Origin of the sequence: Tessaracoccus aquimaris, assembly GCF_001997345.1 — a bacterium.
In the GTDB taxonomy this organism is placed as follows: domain Bacteria; phylum Actinomycetota; class Actinomycetes; order Propionibacteriales; family Propionibacteriaceae; genus Arachnia; species Arachnia aquimaris.
In genome coordinates this window covers 3,635,788-3,652,088 of sequence record NZ_CP019606.1, presented here as the reverse complement: position 1 = coordinate 3,652,088, position 16,301 = coordinate 3,635,788, and the positions used below count along the sequence as shown (strand labels likewise).

At 69.0% G+C, this 16,301-nt stretch carries 18 protein-coding genes; 6 read left to right on the top strand and 12 right to left on the bottom strand.

Annotated features, from left to right (window positions below; genetic code table 11):
* Positions 1-111 precede the first annotated feature (111 nt).
* The 10 genes from BW730_RS16590 to mptB all read right to left on the bottom strand — a co-directional run bounded on the left by BW730_RS16590 (position 112) and on the right by mptB (position 9,614).
* Positions 112-1,089 carry a hypothetical protein gene (locus tag BW730_RS16590; RefSeq protein ID WP_077687237.1) on the bottom strand — a complete coding sequence of 326 codons (978 nt, stop codon included), beginning with the start codon at positions 1,087-1,089 and terminating at the stop codon, positions 112-114.
* 116 nt (positions 1,090-1,205) lie between these two features.
* Positions 1,206-2,126, bottom strand: a complete 921-nt coding sequence (locus BW730_RS16585; protein ID WP_145952941.1) for an LCP family protein — start codon at positions 2,124-2,126, stop codon at positions 1,206-1,208.
* A 37-nt stretch (positions 2,127-2,163) separates the two neighbouring features.
* Positions 2,164-2,802, bottom strand: a complete 639-nt coding sequence (locus BW730_RS16580) for a DUF1707 SHOCT-like domain-containing protein (RefSeq protein WP_077687235.1) — start codon at positions 2,800-2,802, stop codon at positions 2,164-2,166.
* Positions 2,803-2,873: 71 nt separating this feature from the next.
* On the bottom strand, positions 2,874-3,488 hold the full coding sequence (locus BW730_RS16575) for a DUF1707 SHOCT-like domain-containing protein (RefSeq protein WP_077687234.1): 615 nt from the start codon (positions 3,486-3,488) through the stop codon (positions 2,874-2,876).
* Between the two features lie 45 nt (positions 3,489-3,533).
* Positions 3,534-4,511 (bottom strand): hypothetical protein, encoded by a 978-nt coding sequence (locus BW730_RS16570; protein ID WP_077687233.1) that lies wholly within the window; start codon positions 4,509-4,511, stop codon positions 3,534-3,536.
* On the bottom strand, positions 4,508-4,687 hold the full coding sequence (locus tag BW730_RS16565) for a hypothetical protein (protein ID WP_077687232.1): 180 nt from the start codon (positions 4,685-4,687) through the stop codon (positions 4,508-4,510). The genes BW730_RS16570 and BW730_RS16565 overlap by 4 nt, the downstream gene beginning before the upstream one ends.
* Before the next feature lie 106 nt (positions 4,688-4,793).
* On the bottom strand, positions 4,794-6,215 hold the full coding sequence (gene thrC, locus BW730_RS16560; protein WP_077687231.1) for a threonine synthase: 1,422 nt from the start codon (positions 6,213-6,215) through the stop codon (positions 4,794-4,796).
* Positions 6,216-6,268: 53 nt separating this feature from the next.
* Positions 6,269-7,147: an ABC transporter permease subunit gene (locus BW730_RS16555; protein ID WP_145952940.1), complete on the bottom strand. Its 879-nt coding sequence runs from the start codon at positions 7,145-7,147 to the stop codon at positions 6,269-6,271.
* Positions 7,147-8,121 carry an ATP-binding cassette domain-containing protein gene (locus BW730_RS16550; protein ID WP_145952939.1) on the bottom strand — a complete coding sequence of 325 codons (975 nt, stop codon included), beginning with the start codon at positions 8,119-8,121 and terminating at the stop codon, positions 7,147-7,149. The genes BW730_RS16555 and BW730_RS16550 overlap by 1 nt, the downstream gene beginning before the upstream one ends.
* A gap of 35 nt (positions 8,122-8,156) precedes the next feature.
* Entirely contained in the window at positions 8,157-9,614 is a 1,458-nt protein-coding gene (gene mptB / locus BW730_RS16545; RefSeq protein WP_145952938.1) for a polyprenol phosphomannose-dependent alpha 1,6 mannosyltransferase MptB, read from the bottom strand.
* 123 nt (positions 9,615-9,737) lie between these two features.
* Here mptB and BW730_RS16540 point away from each other — a divergent pair, with 123 nt between their 5' ends.
* From BW730_RS16540 to deoC, 5 genes are all read left to right on the top strand, one after another.
* Positions 9,738-11,090: an NAD(P)/FAD-dependent oxidoreductase gene (locus tag BW730_RS16540; protein ID WP_077687228.1), complete on the top strand. Its 1,353-nt coding sequence runs from the start codon at positions 9,738-9,740 to the stop codon at positions 11,088-11,090.
* A gap of 19 nt (positions 11,091-11,109) precedes the next feature.
* Positions 11,110-11,580: a DoxX family protein gene (locus BW730_RS16535; protein ID WP_077687227.1), complete on the top strand. Its 471-nt coding sequence runs from the start codon at positions 11,110-11,112 to the stop codon at positions 11,578-11,580.
* 62 nt (positions 11,581-11,642) lie between these two features.
* Positions 11,643-12,368 (top strand): response regulator transcription factor, encoded by a 726-nt coding sequence (locus BW730_RS16530; RefSeq protein ID WP_077687226.1) that lies wholly within the window; start codon positions 11,643-11,645, stop codon positions 12,366-12,368.
* On the top strand, positions 12,365-13,831 hold the full coding sequence (locus BW730_RS16525) for a sensor histidine kinase (RefSeq protein ID WP_077687225.1): 1,467 nt from the start codon (positions 12,365-12,367) through the stop codon (positions 13,829-13,831). Before BW730_RS16530 ends, BW730_RS16525 begins: the two co-directional genes overlap by 4 nt.
* Before the next feature lie 39 nt (positions 13,832-13,870).
* Positions 13,871-14,557, top strand: coding sequence for a deoxyribose-phosphate aldolase (deoC, locus tag BW730_RS16520; protein WP_077687224.1), 687 nt, complete (start codon positions 13,871-13,873; stop codon positions 14,555-14,557).
* Positions 14,558-14,826: 269 nt separating this feature from the next.
* Here the strand turns inward: deoC and BW730_RS16515 are convergent, their stop codons facing one another.
* Positions 14,827-15,162: a GIY-YIG nuclease family protein gene (locus BW730_RS16515; RefSeq protein WP_077687223.1), complete on the bottom strand. Its 336-nt coding sequence runs from the start codon at positions 15,160-15,162 to the stop codon at positions 14,827-14,829.
* 267 nt (positions 15,163-15,429) lie between these two features.
* On the opposite strand from BW730_RS16515, the gene dcd reads away from it, so the two are divergent.
* Positions 15,430-16,005, top strand: coding sequence for a dCTP deaminase (gene dcd, locus BW730_RS16510; RefSeq protein ID WP_077687222.1), 576 nt, complete (start codon positions 15,430-15,432; stop codon positions 16,003-16,005).
* A 1-nt stretch (position 16,006) separates the two neighbouring features.
* Here the strand turns inward: dcd and BW730_RS16505 are convergent, their stop codons facing one another.
* Positions 16,007-16,300, bottom strand: coding sequence for an FHA domain-containing protein (locus tag BW730_RS16505; protein WP_158522713.1), 294 nt, complete (start codon positions 16,298-16,300; stop codon positions 16,007-16,009).
* Position 16,301: the final 1 nt, after the last annotated feature.

Here is a 16,301-nt window from a genome sequence, read left to right as displayed (position 1 = left end):
AACCGGCGCCTGCACGGCAAGTCTGGCACGGCGACCCCACCTGCGACAGCCCTCGATGCACGCGACGGGGCCCTGGCCGACAGTGTCGACCAGGGCCCCGAAGGTGAGGTGTCAGTTACCGGTGTGCGGAAGGCCGATGCCGCTGCCGGGCTTCACGACCTTGACGCGCACGAAGTCCGAGCGGCCGCTGTCATCGCCCGTGGCGTACAGCGCGTAGCCGCCTGGAGCCCACGCCGGGACGACGAAGGTGGTCGAGAAGGTGCCGTCCTCGCCGACGATCGCCGTGGCGACGACCTTGCCCGGATCCTCGGAGCCGTACAGGGCGAAGGTCAGCGTGACCTTCTCGCCGGGAAGGTAGCCCTTGCCGGTCACCGTGTGCTTGGCGCCCGCAACGGTGGAGCCGTTGTAGTCGGGGATCGCGATGGAGACCTTCACGGCGGCCGAGCACTCGTTGGCCGCGGAGGCGGGGTACTCGAAGTTCTCGATGTGGTCGAGCATGCCGTCGCTGGTGGTCAGGACGAAGTCGACGCCTGCGGCCTGCGTGCCCGCGGGGCGGGTGATGGTCCAGACGCTGTCTCGGGTGCCGCCTTCCTTCCAGGTGAAGGAGTTGATCACGTCGCCGTCATCCCAGACCTGCAGCGTGAAGTCGGACAGGCCGGTGGTCTTGGTGCTGATGGTGACCTTGCAGCCGTCACGCACCGCCTTGAGGAACTCTCCGGTGACGGCGACGTCGGCCAGGTCGGGCTCGCCGGTGACGGTCAGGCTCGGGTAGGCGAACTCGGCGCCGTACCCGTCACAGGTCGCCGTGATGGTGCCCGCGCCCTCGACGGCGGTCAGCGATGCGGACCAGGTGCCGTCGGCGGCGGGCTTCGCGGTGGAGATCTTGCCCTGGTAGTCGATCAGGACGGTGGCAGCCTTGTCGCCGTCGGCGAGGCACCCCTCTCCGCTGACGGTGAAGGCCTGCCCGACGGTGGGCGTCGGGTCGCTCGCCTTCATCATGGGCGCCGTGTCCGCCTGGGCGAACGGCGCAATGGCCAGGCTCAGAACGGCTCCCAGGCCGACCGCGAGCGTGCGCTTCACAAACTTCATACTTCCCCCGTACATGGCGATCTACTAGGCCCTTTGCCGGGCCCGCTCGCAGTCAACCACATCCGACTAGGCAAAACGCCGGTAAATGGAAATTTCTGGGGAAAACAGGCCGTTCGTCAAGGTTCCCGGCACCCGAGGAGGCCCGCCTCGCGTAGCGCGTCGTCACCGTCGGCGACGACCGCCAGGTCACCGACCGCGGTCACCGGTAAGGGGACGGGGCGGTCGACGGCGCCCGCCAGGGCGACCAGGTCGGGGATGTTCATCGCCTCGTCGGTCGACACGTCGGCCGCGGCCGACCACGCGGCGCGCGCCTGCGTCACGGGCGTGGCCGCGAGCAGCCCGGCCGTGACGTCGCGCAGGATCTGCCCGGTCCACGCAGTTCGCCGACGGGCCCCCTCCTCCGCGCTGAGGGTGACCCACTCGCCGTCGACCAACTCCCTGGGACTGCGCGAGCGGGCAAGGGCGAGCGCCGTGAGGCCGTCGACGCGTTGGGTCCCGGCGGGCAGGTCGAGCAGCGCTCCCTTGTCCTGGAGCGCGTGCGGAAGGGTGACGGTGATGCCGCCGAGCGCGTCGACGATGTCGACCAGCGCCGTGACCCGGACGACGACGACGTGGGTGACGCCGACGTCCAGGCTGCGGCACAGGGCCCGGGCCGTCGCGTCGGGCCCCTTGAGCAGCGAGAGGGCGAGGCGCTCGGGGTTGCCGTCGTCGTCGCTGACGATCAGGTCGCGTGGGAGGGAGACGGTTGCGCTGCTCCCGTCCGGGCGGACGCGCACCAGGACCGCCATGTCGGCGCGGTCACCCTTGTCCTCAGGGTCGCCCAACTTCTTCGCGAGCACCGGCGACAGGCCCTCCCTGGAGTCGCTGCCCAGGATCAGGTAGGTGACCCCGTCAGATGGCGGAGGAAGGCTCGCGTCGAACCTGCCGATCCGGGCGGCGAGGGCGAGCGCGGTAACCAGGGCCAGCGTGAGCGCAAGCGCGAGGGCGAAGCACAGCAGCGCGCCCACGCGCCTGCCCCAGCCGACCCTTCGAAACATGACCACCTCCGCGCATGTCGCGCTGACAACGGCAGCATCATGTCACAGGTGGGTGCGGCGGCTCGCCCGGTTCGGCGTCGCCCGCGTGCGGACGGAACCTGGGCGCCAACTTCACCTGGTGCCCGCCCCACCAGAGGAACCCCTGGAGGATCAGCGTCCCGTTGAAACCGTCGCCCTGGGCCTCGGGTTCGACCTGGTTGCCTGCCATGAACGCGACGCACCTGTCGACGACCCGCACGCCAGGCGGGACAAGCACGTCGCTGCCCGCCATCACGGCGTGCAGGCGCAGCACGACGGTTCGACCGGGACCCATCGCCTCGCTCAGGTCGTAACTGTTGCCGCCCCACCAGGCGAAGTTGCGCACCTCGGCCGTACCCGCCGTGACAAGCACGTCGCGGGCCGACATCACCGTCAGCGTCATGCCGCCCCTCGGACGGCGCGCGTCCAGCATCGGGCGTTGGGCGACGGGGTGCTCGGTCGACAGCATCAACTCGCGGCTGACGGGCAGGTCGGCGACGAGCGCGGGCAGTTCGTCGATGTAGCAGACCTGCAGGGCCTGCTCCTCGCGCTGACGCAGGTCGTTCAGGTCGAGGCGTCCCGCTCCGTAAGCCTGTCGCAAGGCGTTCAGGATCTGGTCGCGTTCCGCGTCACTGGCGCGCAGACGATGCTCGTCCATGCGCCCAACCCTATCCGTGTTTCCGGTGCCGCGGACTGGCCGTGAGGGGTCGGTTGCGCGCCACGCCGCGCTCAGGCACCGGCGGGTCCCTGCCCCAACTTCACCTCGTTCCCAGCCCACCACAGGAAACCCTCCAGGACAAGGGTTCCGTTCGATCCGTCGCCCTGCGCGTCCCGCTGCACCTCGTTGCCCGCCATGATCGCAAGGCTCCGGTCGACGACGCGCACGCCGGGCGGGACGGTGATGGTGCTGCCGCCCATCACCGCGTGGAGTGTGAGCGTGACGATCCGTCCCGGCCCCATCGCGCCTGTCAGGTCGAAGTTGTTGCCTCCCCACCAGGCGAAGTTGCGCATCTCCCTGGTGCCGGACTCGACCGTGATGTCGCGCCCCGACATCACGGATATCGTGAACCCGCCGTCCGCTGGCGCCGTCTCGGCCACGCCGCGCGGCCTCGGGGCGACCTGGCGTTCATCACCGAGCACCAGCGAGCGGCCCTCAGGCAGGTCGCCAACCAGCACCGGCAGTTCGTCCACGAACTGGCCCCGCAGCGCCTTGTCCTGCCGCTCGCGCATCTCGTTGAGGTCGAGGCGTCCGGACTCGTAGGCCCGTTGCAGCACCGTGAGGACCTCGTCGCGTTCCGCGTCGCTTGCGCGCATCCGACGTTCAGGGACCTGTGATCCGTCCATGCCCCAACCCTAGACGCGACCGGTGCCCGTTTGCGGTGAGTCCGCTCAGTCGTGCGGCGCGGTCATCTGCCGGGGGGTGCACTGATTCGCCAGTTCCTTCCCGGACAGTTCGGGGAATGTCGCGGCGCACCATGCGTCGACGTCGGCGGCGGATGTGAAGCCGCCCGGGTCGGCCACTGTGTGCCACAGGTCTCGGCCCTGTTTGCCCCAGTCCTCGCGCCGCAGCATCAGCAGGGGGGTATCAGGCAGCCTCGCCTGAAGATGCTGATGCTCTGCCAGGATGTCCGCGAGGTAGAACACGTGCGTGCCGTTGGCGGCCGTCTGCATGGGGTCGGAGATGCCCGGGCGCTTGGCGGACAGTTCCGCCACCCATCTGTCGTCGTGAACGAGGCCCGCGGTGGACTCGAGACGGAGCCGTTCGAGCTCATCCTCGGCGGCGAGTTGCTCGGGCCCTCCCCCGCCTGCGACGTCGATGACGATCTGCCCGTTCTCCGAGGTGAGCCAGAAGCGCGCCTCAGAGGAACCGGTCTTGCCTGCCTTGTCGACGGTGTTGACCCGGCAGTCGAGCGACCCGCTCGGCTCGTACACGCACCCGCTGACAGAGGCGGACGACAGGCTGGGCCAGTAGGTGTAGTAGGACTCCCTGTCCTCGACCTGCTGCCTGCGGGTGCTGAGCAGGCGCCAACCATCGGCGGGGTCTGCGACGACTCGTCGCAGGTAGTCGTTCATGAACGAGACGGCGCCGTCGGTGGTGAGCGTCTCGATCGTGGCAGGCCCCTCCGTTGACGGGGGATCGACCCGCGCCGGCTCATCCGGTGCCGGGCTGGGGGTGAGCGTGACGAACACGGTCTCCTGCTGCGTCGGCTCGACGGTGGTGGGCTCAGGATCGGGCGACACGGTCATCTGGACGCTCGGCTGGGGAGCGACAACCTCAGGCACCGCGGCCGTCGACCCCTGGCCCGTGAGCACCAGCGTCGCGACCACCGCGCCGACCGCCACGACGGCGCACAGGCCGACGATCACGGCGGCGCGGACTCGACGCCTCGGCCGCCCACCTTCGCCTGGCTGCTCGGGGGCGGCGTCCAGTCCTGGCCCATCAGATACGGATCGGGGGCCTGGCCCTGGGCCGGCTGGGCGGAGAGTTCCGAGTACGGGTTCAGCGTCGGATTGTCGGCGAGGCTCAGGCATGAGGAACACACCTCGCCGCCGCAAGGTCTTCCGCATGTCCGACACGTCATCTCTGCCCCCTGCCGCAGATGATGGCACATGCCGAACGGCCGACGGCGCCCGGGGACGACATCCTGGCTACTGGGCCATGCGGTCCTCGATGACGGCGCGGACGGCGGCCGCGGTGCCGGGCACGTCGATGACGTGCCGTGGAAGCTCCTCGATGCCCTCGAAGCGCGCCGGGGTGGGCGGCACGACGCCGATGGCCTCGACGATGGTCTCGGCGAACTTGATGGGTAGGGCCGTCTCGAGCACGATCACGGGGCCGGGGACCGCAAGCGTCCGGGCGACGTGCACCCCGTCGGCCGTGTGCGGGTCGATGACGACGCCGTCGGCCTCGAAGACGCGGCGGATCTCGGCGAGCCGGTCGGCGTGGCTCGAACTGCCAGACACGAACCCGAACCGCTCGCACTGGCCCTGGAACTCGGGGGTCTGTCCGAGGTCGAAGGACCTCCCATCGACCAACTGGGCGCCGAACAGTTCGGCGGTGCGCTCCGGGTCGCGGCCGAGCAGGTCGAAGACGAAGCGCTCGAAGTTGGAGGCCTTCGAGATGTCCATCGACGGCGAACTGGTGGCAAGCGTCTCCGCTGCGCCCCTGATCCGGTACCCGCCGGTGCGGAAGAACTCCTCCAGCACGTTGTTCTCGTTGGTGGCCAGGATCAGGCGGTCGATGGGCAGCCCCATCTCGCGGGCGATGTGGCCCGAGACGATGTTGCCGAAGTTGCCCGACGGCACCGCGAAGGAGACGGGCTCACCGTCGGAGACCCGCAGCCAGGCGGCGAAGTAGTAGACGATCTGGGCGAGCAGCCGGGCGAAGTTGATGGAGTTGACCGCCCCGATCCGGTGCCTCGCCTTGAAGTCGGCGTCGGCGTTGATCTCCTTGACGATGTCCTGGCAGTCGTCGAAGACGCCCTCGACGGCGATGTTGACGATGCCCGGGTCGTCGAGGCTGAACATCTGCGCCTGCTGGAAGGGCGTCATCCTGCCCTGCGGGGACAGCATGAACACCCTCACGGCGGGCTTGCCGCGCAGCGCGTACTCGGCGGCAGAGCCCGTGTCTCCGCTCGTCGCGCCCAGGATGGTGATGCTCTCCCCGCGACGCTCCAGTTCGTACTCGAACAGTTCACCGAGCAGTTGCATCGCCATGTCCTTAAACGCGGCGGATGGCCCGTTGCTGAGGTGCGCGAGCCACAGCCCATCGGACAGGTGGGTGACGGGCACGATGGCGGGGTCGAGGAACTTGGCGGGCGAATAGGCCCGCTCGAGGATGCCGCGCAGGTCGGCCTCGGGGATGTCGTCGACGAACAGTCGCACGATCTCGAACGCCAGGGCCGCGTAGCCGTCCGACAGGAGGATCTCGCGCCACCCGGCGAGCGTCCCGGCGTCGACCTGCGGGTAGGACTCGGGCAGGTACAGCCCTCCGTCGGCGGAGAGCCCCTCGAGGAGGATGTCGCTGAAGGGCTTGCCTGGCGCGGCGGAGCGGGTCGAGACGTAGCGCATGGCAGGCAGTGTATCTGCGGCCGGCGGCGCTGCCCTGGCTCGTTCCGGCGCCGTCAGCCCTTGATGTCGCGGCGCTCGAACAGGAAGGCGGCCAGCGCGAACAGCGCGAGGATCACGACCAGGTGGAACACCAACCCGTCGGCCCGGGTGATGGTGACATCGGTCACCTGGTTGTATCTCTCGACGACGTGCTCGCCGAGGATCACGGCGTTGCCGTTGCGCATCGGCATCATGTGCAGCGCCGCCTTGCTCAACGGGGTGAAACTGGCGTCGTCGACCAGCCCCGTGACGACCAGGATGACGACCGCAGCGGCCATCGCCAACGGGGTGCTGGGGATGATGAAGGTCACCAGCGCGGCGATTACGCCGATCAGGAACCCGTAGATGGCCCCGCCGACCATCACGTTGAGCAGCCCGGGCGCCGCCCCGATCGAGTCGCTTCCGTTGACGGACAGGTAGCCGATGATCGTGACGGAGGTCGCCGTCACGAGGCCGACCAGCATCAGCACCGCGCCGAGCACGCCGCAGGCGAGGGCGCGTGCCGACAGCACCACGATCCGGCGGGGCGTGAAGGTGAGTTGCGTCGACATCGCGCCCGAGGAGAAGTCGGCGCCGACGTAGGTCACCACGATCATGAACGCGAGGAACGCGAGCACGATGGCGCTCGCCCCGATCCCTTCCTGCACGACCCGTTCGAAGCTCCACCACCCCTGCATCTGCGCGAGGGTGCAGTCGGCGCACTCGTTGAACAGTTGGACGCGCACCAGTTCCGCCTTCGCGAGTGTCACCTCTGCGGCTGTCGGTTCGCGGATGCTGCCCATCCACTGCGACGGGAGCACGAGGCCCGCGAGCATCACGAGGATGAGGCTCCCCCACGCCCTGCGGCGGTAGCGCAGCCGGGACAACTCGCTGCGCATCAGGTTGGCGAACATCAGGACGCCCACCGCCTGCGGCTCTGGCTGGCGCCGAGGTCGACGTCCGAGGTGAGGTGGAGGAACACCTGCTCGAGGCTGACGCGTCGGGTGGTGAGTTCCTGAGGCCACAGGTTGGCCATGCCGAGGGTCTCCGCGATGACGGCCGCGTCGGGCAGGTGCCCGCTCCGGCCGGAGACCCGCAACCCCGTCTCGTCGACGTCGACCCGCCAGCCAGCGGCGCGGAGCAGGTCGGTCGCCTCGAGCGCCCGTTCGATCCTGACCCGCACGTGGGGGGCACCGTCGCTGAGGAAGTCCTGCATGCTGCCCTCCGCGACCACCTTCCCTCCGGCGATGATCGACACCGAGTCGGCGATCTGCTCGATCTCGGAGAGGATGTGGGAGGAGACGAGCACCGTGCGACCCGAGTCGGCGAGGCCGCGCATGGTGGTGCGGATGTCGTGGATGCCCACTGGGTCGAGCCCGTTGGTCGGCTCGTCGAAGATCAGCACGGACGGGCGCTTCAACAGGGTCGCGGCGATCGCGAGGCGCTGCTTCATGCCGAGCGAGTACTGCGTGAAGTGGCGGTCGGCGTCGGCGGCGAGCCCGACCTCGAGCAGCACCTCGCTGACGCGGCGCGCCGGCGCCCCGATCGAGTCGGCGAGAACGTTGAGGTTGTGCCTTCCACTCATCCGCGGGGAGAACTTGGGCGACTCGACGATGGCGCCCACCTCGTCGATGACCCTTGTCAGGCCCTTGGGGACCGTCTGGCCGAGGATCTTCGCCTCGCCGCCGTTGGCGCGGACGAGGCCTAGCAGGATGCGGATGGAGGTGGTCTTGCCCGACCCGTTCGGGCCGAGGAGTCCGTGCACGCCGCCGCGGGGGACGTGGAGGTTCAGGCCGTTGAGCACGGTGCGCCCCGAGTACCGCTTGACGAGGCCGTTGGCCTGGATCGCCCAGTCGTTGGTTCGCTGGTGCCATGGGACGCTGGACATGTCGGCGAACCTAGTCTCACGCTGAGGCTCGGACATCACACCGCGGTCTTCAAGGGGTCGGCCCGGGGGTCACTGCTCGGGAGCGGGTCGAAGCCGCGCCGCGCCCACCACCGCCAGGCGAGCGCGAGTGGCACCGCCACGATCAGCATCGACACGTACGACGGCAGGATGTCCTGCAGGCTCGGCAGCAGCGCGAATGCGATCACGAGCACCAGCCACACCCGGTTCCAGGAGGCGGGCGCCCGCACGAACACGTACAGCGGGATGACCCACGTCAGGTACCAGGGCTGCAACGCAGGGCCGAAGACGGTGAACGCGACCAGAACGGCGATGGCGAACAGCCATGGGCGGCCGATGGCTGCGCCACGCGGGCCGGCCTTCACCCACGCGAAGCACACGGCGGCCACGATCAGCAGCGTGGAGACGGCGTTGACAAGGGAGTTGGCGACGGGGAACGTGAAGACGTGGTTGTAGCGCAGGAAGGACGCGACCCATGACAGTGGCGCGTTGCTTGTCGCCTCCACGGGGCTGCCCGCCGTCGGGTTGCGCCACCCGAGGCCCCACGAAAGGGACGAGACGAGGAAGGTGGCGACGGTGATGGCGCCCGGCACGACCGCGACCAGCGCGAGCCTGGCCCACCCCCGGTAGCGCTCCTCGCCGACCCAGTGTCGGCGTACCGCCCAGCCGACGGCGACGACGCCGAGCCCGAACAGCGCGGCCGACTGCTTCACTCCCATCGCGAGGCCAAGCAGCACGCCTGAGACGATCAGGCCGCGCCACCCCCGCCAGCCGAGGTCGGTCACGGCGAGGAAGGCGGCGATTCCGAGCGCCACCATCAGGGCGTCGTTGTGCACGCCGCCGATCCACTGGATGAGCATGATCGGGTTCAGCAGGCCCGCCCACAGCGCCAGCCGTGGGTCGATGCCGAAGCGGCGAGCGAGCCTCGGCAGCACGAACGCGAGGATCAGCAGGGCGAGAACGCTGGGGAGTCGTAGCCCGACCAGCGTCCAGTACAGGTCGCCGCCGGTGACCCGGGCGACGAGGCCGAACAGGTCGAGCGACAGCGACGGGTAGACGCTGGTCGTCTTGAACCAGTGCACGCCGACCAGCAACCCGGGCGGGCCCGCGTCGCCGAGCGGCGTCAGATAGGGGTCGATGCCGCGAGCGACCTGCCACCCCGTCGCCGCGTAGGCGTAGGCGTCGCGCGAGTGCATGGGCAGCGCGAACATCATCGGGAGGCTCCAGAGCGCCGCCGTCAGCAGCGGGCGCTTCCAGCGCGGCCCGAGTTGCCACCAGGCGAGCAGCACGACGAGCGTTGCGGGCAGCGTGATGAACGGGCGCCACCAACTGGCCCGCACCTCGAGGAAGCCGTGCAGGTCGAGCGTCAACCCGCCGACCAGCATGACGACGCCGAACAGGCCCACGAGCACCCACAGCCAGGGGCGCGCGGGGTCGCCGACGCGGTCGGTCCTCAGCCACGCAGGCACGCTCACCGGCACCCCGCCTCTCAGTTCGTCGGTGTGCCTATCTTGCCGTCCGCGGACGAGAACCGGGGAATCCGGACCGCGGGGTTACGCTTGAAACATGGGATTCGACACCTGTCATCGAGGCCTCGCATGAGCCGCCAACGCGTGGTGATCATCGGCTCCGGCTTCGGCGGCCTGTTCGCCGCGAAGGCCCTCAAGCACGCCGATGTCGACGTCACGCTGATCGCGAAGACCACCACCCACCTCTTCCAGCCGCTGCTCTACCAGGTGGCCACCGGCGTGCTGTCGGAGGGCGAGATCGCTCCGGCGACCCGAGAGATCCTGCGCCGCCAGCCCAACGCCCAGGTGCTGCTCGGCCTCGTCGACGACATCGACCTGACCAACCGGGTCGTGAAGTGGCGCTTCCACAACAACTACCACGAGACCCCCTACGACTCGCTGATCGTGGCCGCGGGCGCCGGACAGTCGTACTTCGGCAACGACCACTTCGCGACCTTCGCCCCCGGCATGAAGTCGATCGACGACGCCCTCGAGTTGCGGGCCAGGATCCTGAAGTCGTTCGAGATCGCCGAGTTCACCACCGACCCGGTCGAGCGGGCTCGCCTCCTGACCTTCGTCGTGGTCGGCGCCGGGCCGACCGGCGTCGAGATGGCGGGCCAGATCCGGGAATTGGCGACCTCGACGCTCGCCCACGAGTTCCGTTCGATCGACCCGACCGCGGCGCGAGTCGTCCTGATCGACGGCGCGCCCCAGGTGCTGCCCCCGTTCGGCGAGTCGCTGGGCCGGAAGACGGAGAAGGTGCTGGAGCGCCTCGGCGTCGAGGTGCTGCTCGACTCGATCGTGACGGAGGTCGACGAGGAGGGCATCACGGTGCGCGCCAAGGACGGCACGACCCAGCGCATCGAGGCGGTCTGCAAGGTGTGGGCGGCAGGCGTCAAGGGCAGCGAACTTGGCGAGGTCCTCGCCGAGCAGAGCGGCGCGACCCTCGACCGGTCGAACCGGGTCGTGGTGGAGCCCGATCTGACGCTGCCTGGCCATCCGGAGGTGTTCGTGATCGGCGACATGGCCGCGGTCGACGACGTCCCCGGGGTCGCGCAGGGCGCCATTCAGGAGGCCAGGTACGCCGCGAAGACCATCAAGGCGCGGCTCGCGCACACCGACCCGCCTGGCCCCTTCGCCTACCGGGACAAGGGCTCGATGGCGACCATCTCGAAGTTCTCCGCCGTCGCCAAGATCGGCAAGATCCAGTTGACCGGGGTCGTCGCATGGTTCGCGTGGCTGTTCCTCCACCTGCTCTACATCGCAGGCTTCAAGCAACGCATCACCACGCTGCTCAGTTGGGCGCTCACCTTCGTCACCAACGGACGCTCGCAGCGGGTGGTGACGAACCAGCAGTTGGTCGGAAGATTGGCGCTTGAACGCCTTGGCTCCGGTGTGTCGGGCAAACTAATGCAAGGCGAGGACGTCGAGCCGAAGCAGTAGAGCCCGAGGAGGCAGCAGGGTGGACGCATTCCTGAAGGTGGTCCGCGACATCGCGCTGCTCGTGGCACGCATCGTCGCGGGCGTGGTGCTCGTGGCGCACGGCTGGCAGCGCTGGCAGATCATCGGACTCGACAAGCAGGAGGCGCTGCTCCAGGCTGCGGGCCTTCCAGCGCCCTACGGTCTGGCGGTCGCGACCGTGATCTTCGAGATCATCGGAGGAACCCTGCTGGTCTTCGGCCTCGCCACTCCGCTGATCGGCCTCGGCATGGTCGTGATGAACGTCGCGATCATCCTGACGGTGAAGTCCGGCGCCGCGTTCTATCTCATCGACGGCGGCTGGGAGTACAACGCGATCCTCGCGGCGCTCGGCCTTCTGCTGCTGGCCTTCGGCTCCGGACGCGCCGGCCTCGACGCCCTGTTCATCAGGCCGTCGCACGACTCGGGGACGCTCATCGAGGACGACCCGCGCCTCATCAAGGACGAGTCCTGAGCTCACAGCCCTCCCACAGCTAACCCATAGCCTTTCCTGGCCCCCGGGTGCGAAAGTAGGTCATGGCCATCACCGAACCCCTCAGTCGACCCGACGGGACCCCCATCCGGATCCTCACCGTCGACGACGAGCCGAGCCTCATCGAACTGCTGTCGATGGCGATGCGCTACGAGGGCTGGGACGTGCACACCGCCGCCTCCGGCGGCGAGGCCGTGCGCGTGGCGCGCGAGACGCACCCCGACGCCCTTGTCCTCGACATGATGCTTCCGGACTTCGACGGCATGGAGGTGATGCGCCGGATCCGCACCGAGCAGCCCGACGTGCCCGTGATCTTCCTGACCGCGAAGGACGGCGTCACCGACAGGATCGCCGGCCTCACCGCGGGTGGCGACGACTACGTCACCAAGCCCTTCTCGCTGGAGGAGGTCATCGCCCGGCTGCGCGGCCTGCTGCGGCGCTCGGGAGCCACCACCGTGCGCCCCGACACCCAGATCGTGGTCGGCGACCTGATCCTCGACGAGGACTCGCACGAGGTCACCCGCGCCGGCGAGCAGGTGCACCTGACAGCCACCGAGTTCGAACTGCTGCGCTTCCTGATGCGCAACCCGAAGCGGGTGCTGTCGAAGGCGCAGATCCTGGACCGGGTGTGGAACTACGACTTCGGCGGCCAGGCCAACGTCGTCGAGTTGTACATCTCGTACCTGCGCAAGAAGATCGACGCCAACCGCGAGCCGATGATCCACACGATGCGCGGCGCCGGATACGTGCTCCGCCCGGCGGGGTCATGAGCACAGGCGACCGCAAGGGCTCGCTCGCCTCTCAGGTCCAGCCAAAGATCGTCCTGACCGTCGCCGTGATGGCGCTCCTGATCTGCCTCGGCACCGTGCTGTCGGCCCGCTTCGTGCTGTACGGGCAGCTCGACCGCGACCTGATGCTGGTCCAGCAGCGCCAAGGCCGAGGCGGCGGGGGCGGCCCTGACGACGCGCTGGCAAGCGTGAACTCGCCCGGCAACCCGCCTGGCACCGTGATCGTCGCCCAGGTCGAGGGCCGCATCGTCGGCAGCATCCTCAAGGAGCGCGGGGTCGACTCCCCGCAACTGACCAAGCAGGACGTCATCGACATCTACAACGTCGACCCCGATGGGCAGACCCACAGCGTCGGGCTGCAGAACCTCGGCAAGTACCGGGTGCAGGCGTTCCAGTCGCCGTTCGGGAAGGTGGCCTTCGGGCTGCCGACCAGCAACATCGACCGTTCGCTGCTATGGCTGACCACGTTCGCGGCGGGGGTGTCGCTCATTGCGCTCGCGGCGACCGCGTTCGTCACGCGCGAGGTGCTGCACCGGGCGACCCGCAAGCTGGTGCAGTTGACCGTCACGGCGGACGATGTGAGCCGCCTCGAACTGGAACGCGGCGCCGTCGAGGTGCCACGGGTCGAGGTCAGCGACCTGCCGGAGAACAACGAGGTGACTCGGCTCGGGTCGGCCTTCAACCACATGCTCGCCAACGTGGAGAACGCGCTCACCTCCCGCGAGGCCTCCGAGACGAAGCTCCGCCGGTTCGTGGCCGACGCGTCGCACGAACTGCGCAACCCGCTCGCCGCGATCCGCGGATACGCCGAACTCGCGCAGCGGGCGCCCGGCCACGACGACGCGCAGTTCGCCATGGGGCGCATCGAGTCGGAGTCGACGCGGATGTCGAAGCTCGTCAACGACCTGTTGCTGTTGGCGCGGCTCGACTCGGACGCCAAGGTCGCACCGGTGCCGGTCGACGCCGTCGAGGTGCTTGTCAATGCCGTCTCCGACGCGCAGGCGGCCAGCGGGGACCACCGCTGGCTGCTTGACGTGCCGAACTCGGAGGTCACCGTTCTCGCCGACCCGGACCAACTGCATCAGGTGATGGTCAACCTGCTCTCCAACGCGCGCACCCACACGCCCCCCGGCACGTCGGTGCAGGCAGGGGTGCACGTCGACGACGGACGCGCCGTCATCGAGGTCTCCGACGACGGTCCAGGCATCGCGCCCGAGACCCTCCCCCGGGTGTTCGAGCGGTTCACCAAGGCCGACGCGGCACGGGCGCACACCTCGGCCCAGTCGACGGGCCTCGGCCTGGCGATCGTCAAGGCGATGGTCGAGAGTTGGGGCGGTACAGCGGAGGTGGCCTCGCGGCCGGGCCTGACCACGTTCCGGGTGCTGCTGCCGCTCGACGGGCAGGTGGCCGTTGCGACCCGTTCTCCCGCCTCCGGGCACGCGTGAGCGCCGCTACGATGCAGTGGTAACCAGGAAAGGACCACCATGGAGATCACGCGCTCGGCGCTCGCCCAGATGATCGATCACACCCTCCTCAAGACCGACGCCACGCACGAACAGGTGTCGAAGCTGATCGAAGAGGCCCGCGAGCTCGGCACCTACTCGGTGTGCGTGTCGCCGTCGATGCTTCCCATCACCGACGATCTCGGTGACGTGAAGGTCGCAACGGTGTGCGGCTTCCCGTCCGGCAACCACACCGCAGCGGCCAAGGCCTTCGAGGCTGCCGAGTCGTCGCGCCTCGGCGCGGACGAGGTCGACATGGTGATCAACATCGGCCTCCTGAAGGAGGGTCGCGCGGACCTCGTCGAGGAGGAGATCCGGGCGGTCCGCGAGGCGACCACCGGCCTGCTGAAGGTCATCATCGAGTCTGCAGCCCTGACCGACGACGAGATCGTCGCGGCGTGCAAGGCCTCGGAGGCCGCAGGCGCCGACTTCGTCAAGACCTCGACCGGCTTCCACCCCGCGGGCGGCGCGAGCGTGCACGCGGTCGAACTGATGAACGAGACGGTCGGCGGCCGGCTCGGCATCAAGGCAAGCGGAGGCATCCGCGACTACGCGACCGCCAACGCGATGGTCGAGGCCGGCGCGACGCGCCTCGGCCTCTCGGGCAGCGGCTCCGTCCTCGACGGCGCAGACGGCGACGAATCAGCAGTGGACGACGGCGACTACTGAGCCGCTGCTGGTTGAGCCGCGCCAAGGCGCGAAGCGGCGCAGCTCGCGTCGAAACCCACTCTCACCCACGCAGAGACTCGACCCCAGACCCCGGGCATCTCACGAGGTTTCGACCGATGTCGACCGCTCCGCGCCCGACATGGCTCAACCAGCACACCCGACCACAATCGGACCCCTCGACGAGCTCGGGGAACGGGCTCCCTGCGAACCGCACGAGGTTTCGACCGATGTCGACCGCTCCGCGCCCGACATGGCTCAACCAGCGGGCGTCACGGCTCCAGGGGTGCTCGCGCCCTGAACTCGGGTGAGAGTTCTGCCGCCCCAGCCTGACGGCCCTTGCGCGCCAGCGCGGGCAGGTCCTCAAACCGTCCCTCGATCAAGGCGATCCGCTTCTCGCGACCCCAGCCCTGCACCTGCTTCTCCAGGTAGTAGGCCTCATCGACGCGTTCGAGCTCCATCGCCCAGACCAGAGTCACGGGTCTCCTGCGTCGCGTGTAGGCGGCGCCCTTGCCTTCGTGGTGCTGCGTCAACCGCTGCGCGAGGTCGCGCGTCGATCCCACGTAGAACGATCCGTCGGAGCACTGGAGTATGTAGACACATGGCATACCCCTCTCTTCGCCGACCTCCTCGCGGCTTGCCATACCGGTAGGTGGTTGGGGACGACCCCGGAGATGTCACGAGGTTTCGACCGATGTCGACCGCTCCGCGCCCGACATGGCTCAACCAGCGGGCCTCGCCGACGGCGACAGACTGCGTGCGACCGCTCCGCGCCCGACATGGCTCAACCAGCGGGCCTCGCGACGTCGCGATCGATGTCTCCCGCTCCGCGCTCGACATGGCTCAACCAACGGCGCTGCCGCTAGGCTGCCGTCATGCTGTTGAGCGACCGCGACATCCTTGCCCATGTCTCCGCCGGCGAGATCGGTCTCGACCCCTGGGAGCCGGGGATGGTGCAGCCGTCGAGCGTCGACGTGCGGCTCGACAAGTTCTTCCGCGTCTTCGAGAACCACAAGTACCCGTCGATCGACCCGTCGATCGAGCAGCCGGAGCTGACCAGGATGATCGAGGTCGACGCCGAGGAGGCGTTCGTGCTGCACCCCGGCGAGTTCGTGCTCGGTTCCACCTATGAGAAGGTCTCGCTCGGCCCCTCCGTCGCGGCGCGCCTCGAGGGCAAGTCCTCCCTTGGCCGCCTCGGGCTGCTCACGCACTCGACCGCGGGTTTCATCGACCCCGGGTTCTCGGGCCACGTCACGCTCGAACTGTCGAACATGGCGACCCTTCCCGTGAAGCTGTGGCCGGGCATGAAGATCGGCCAGATGTGCTTCTTCCAGTTGAGCTCCCCGGCGGAGCATCCGTACGGCTCCTCGCAGTACGGCTCCCGCTACCAGGGGCAGCGCGGGCCGACGCCGTCGCGCTCACACCTGAACTTCCACCGCACCCAGATCTGAGTCAGATCGCGGGGCGCCTCAGCACCGTGAACCAGCGGTTGCCGTAGGACACCTGCTGGCCCTCGCGGACGCGGACCTGCGTGCCGGGCGGGCACGGCTCCAACTCTCCACCGCTCGCGACCAGCGCGGTCCCGTTGGTGGAGCCACGGTCGACGACGTAGACGCCACGCGGGTCGGTGCCGATCAGTACGTGGGTGCGCGAGATCATCCGGCCGTCGCCTGACGCGGGCACCAGGTGCACCTCTTCCGGGTCCTCCTGGCCCTTGTGCGGGTTGCGGCCGAGTAGCACGATCACG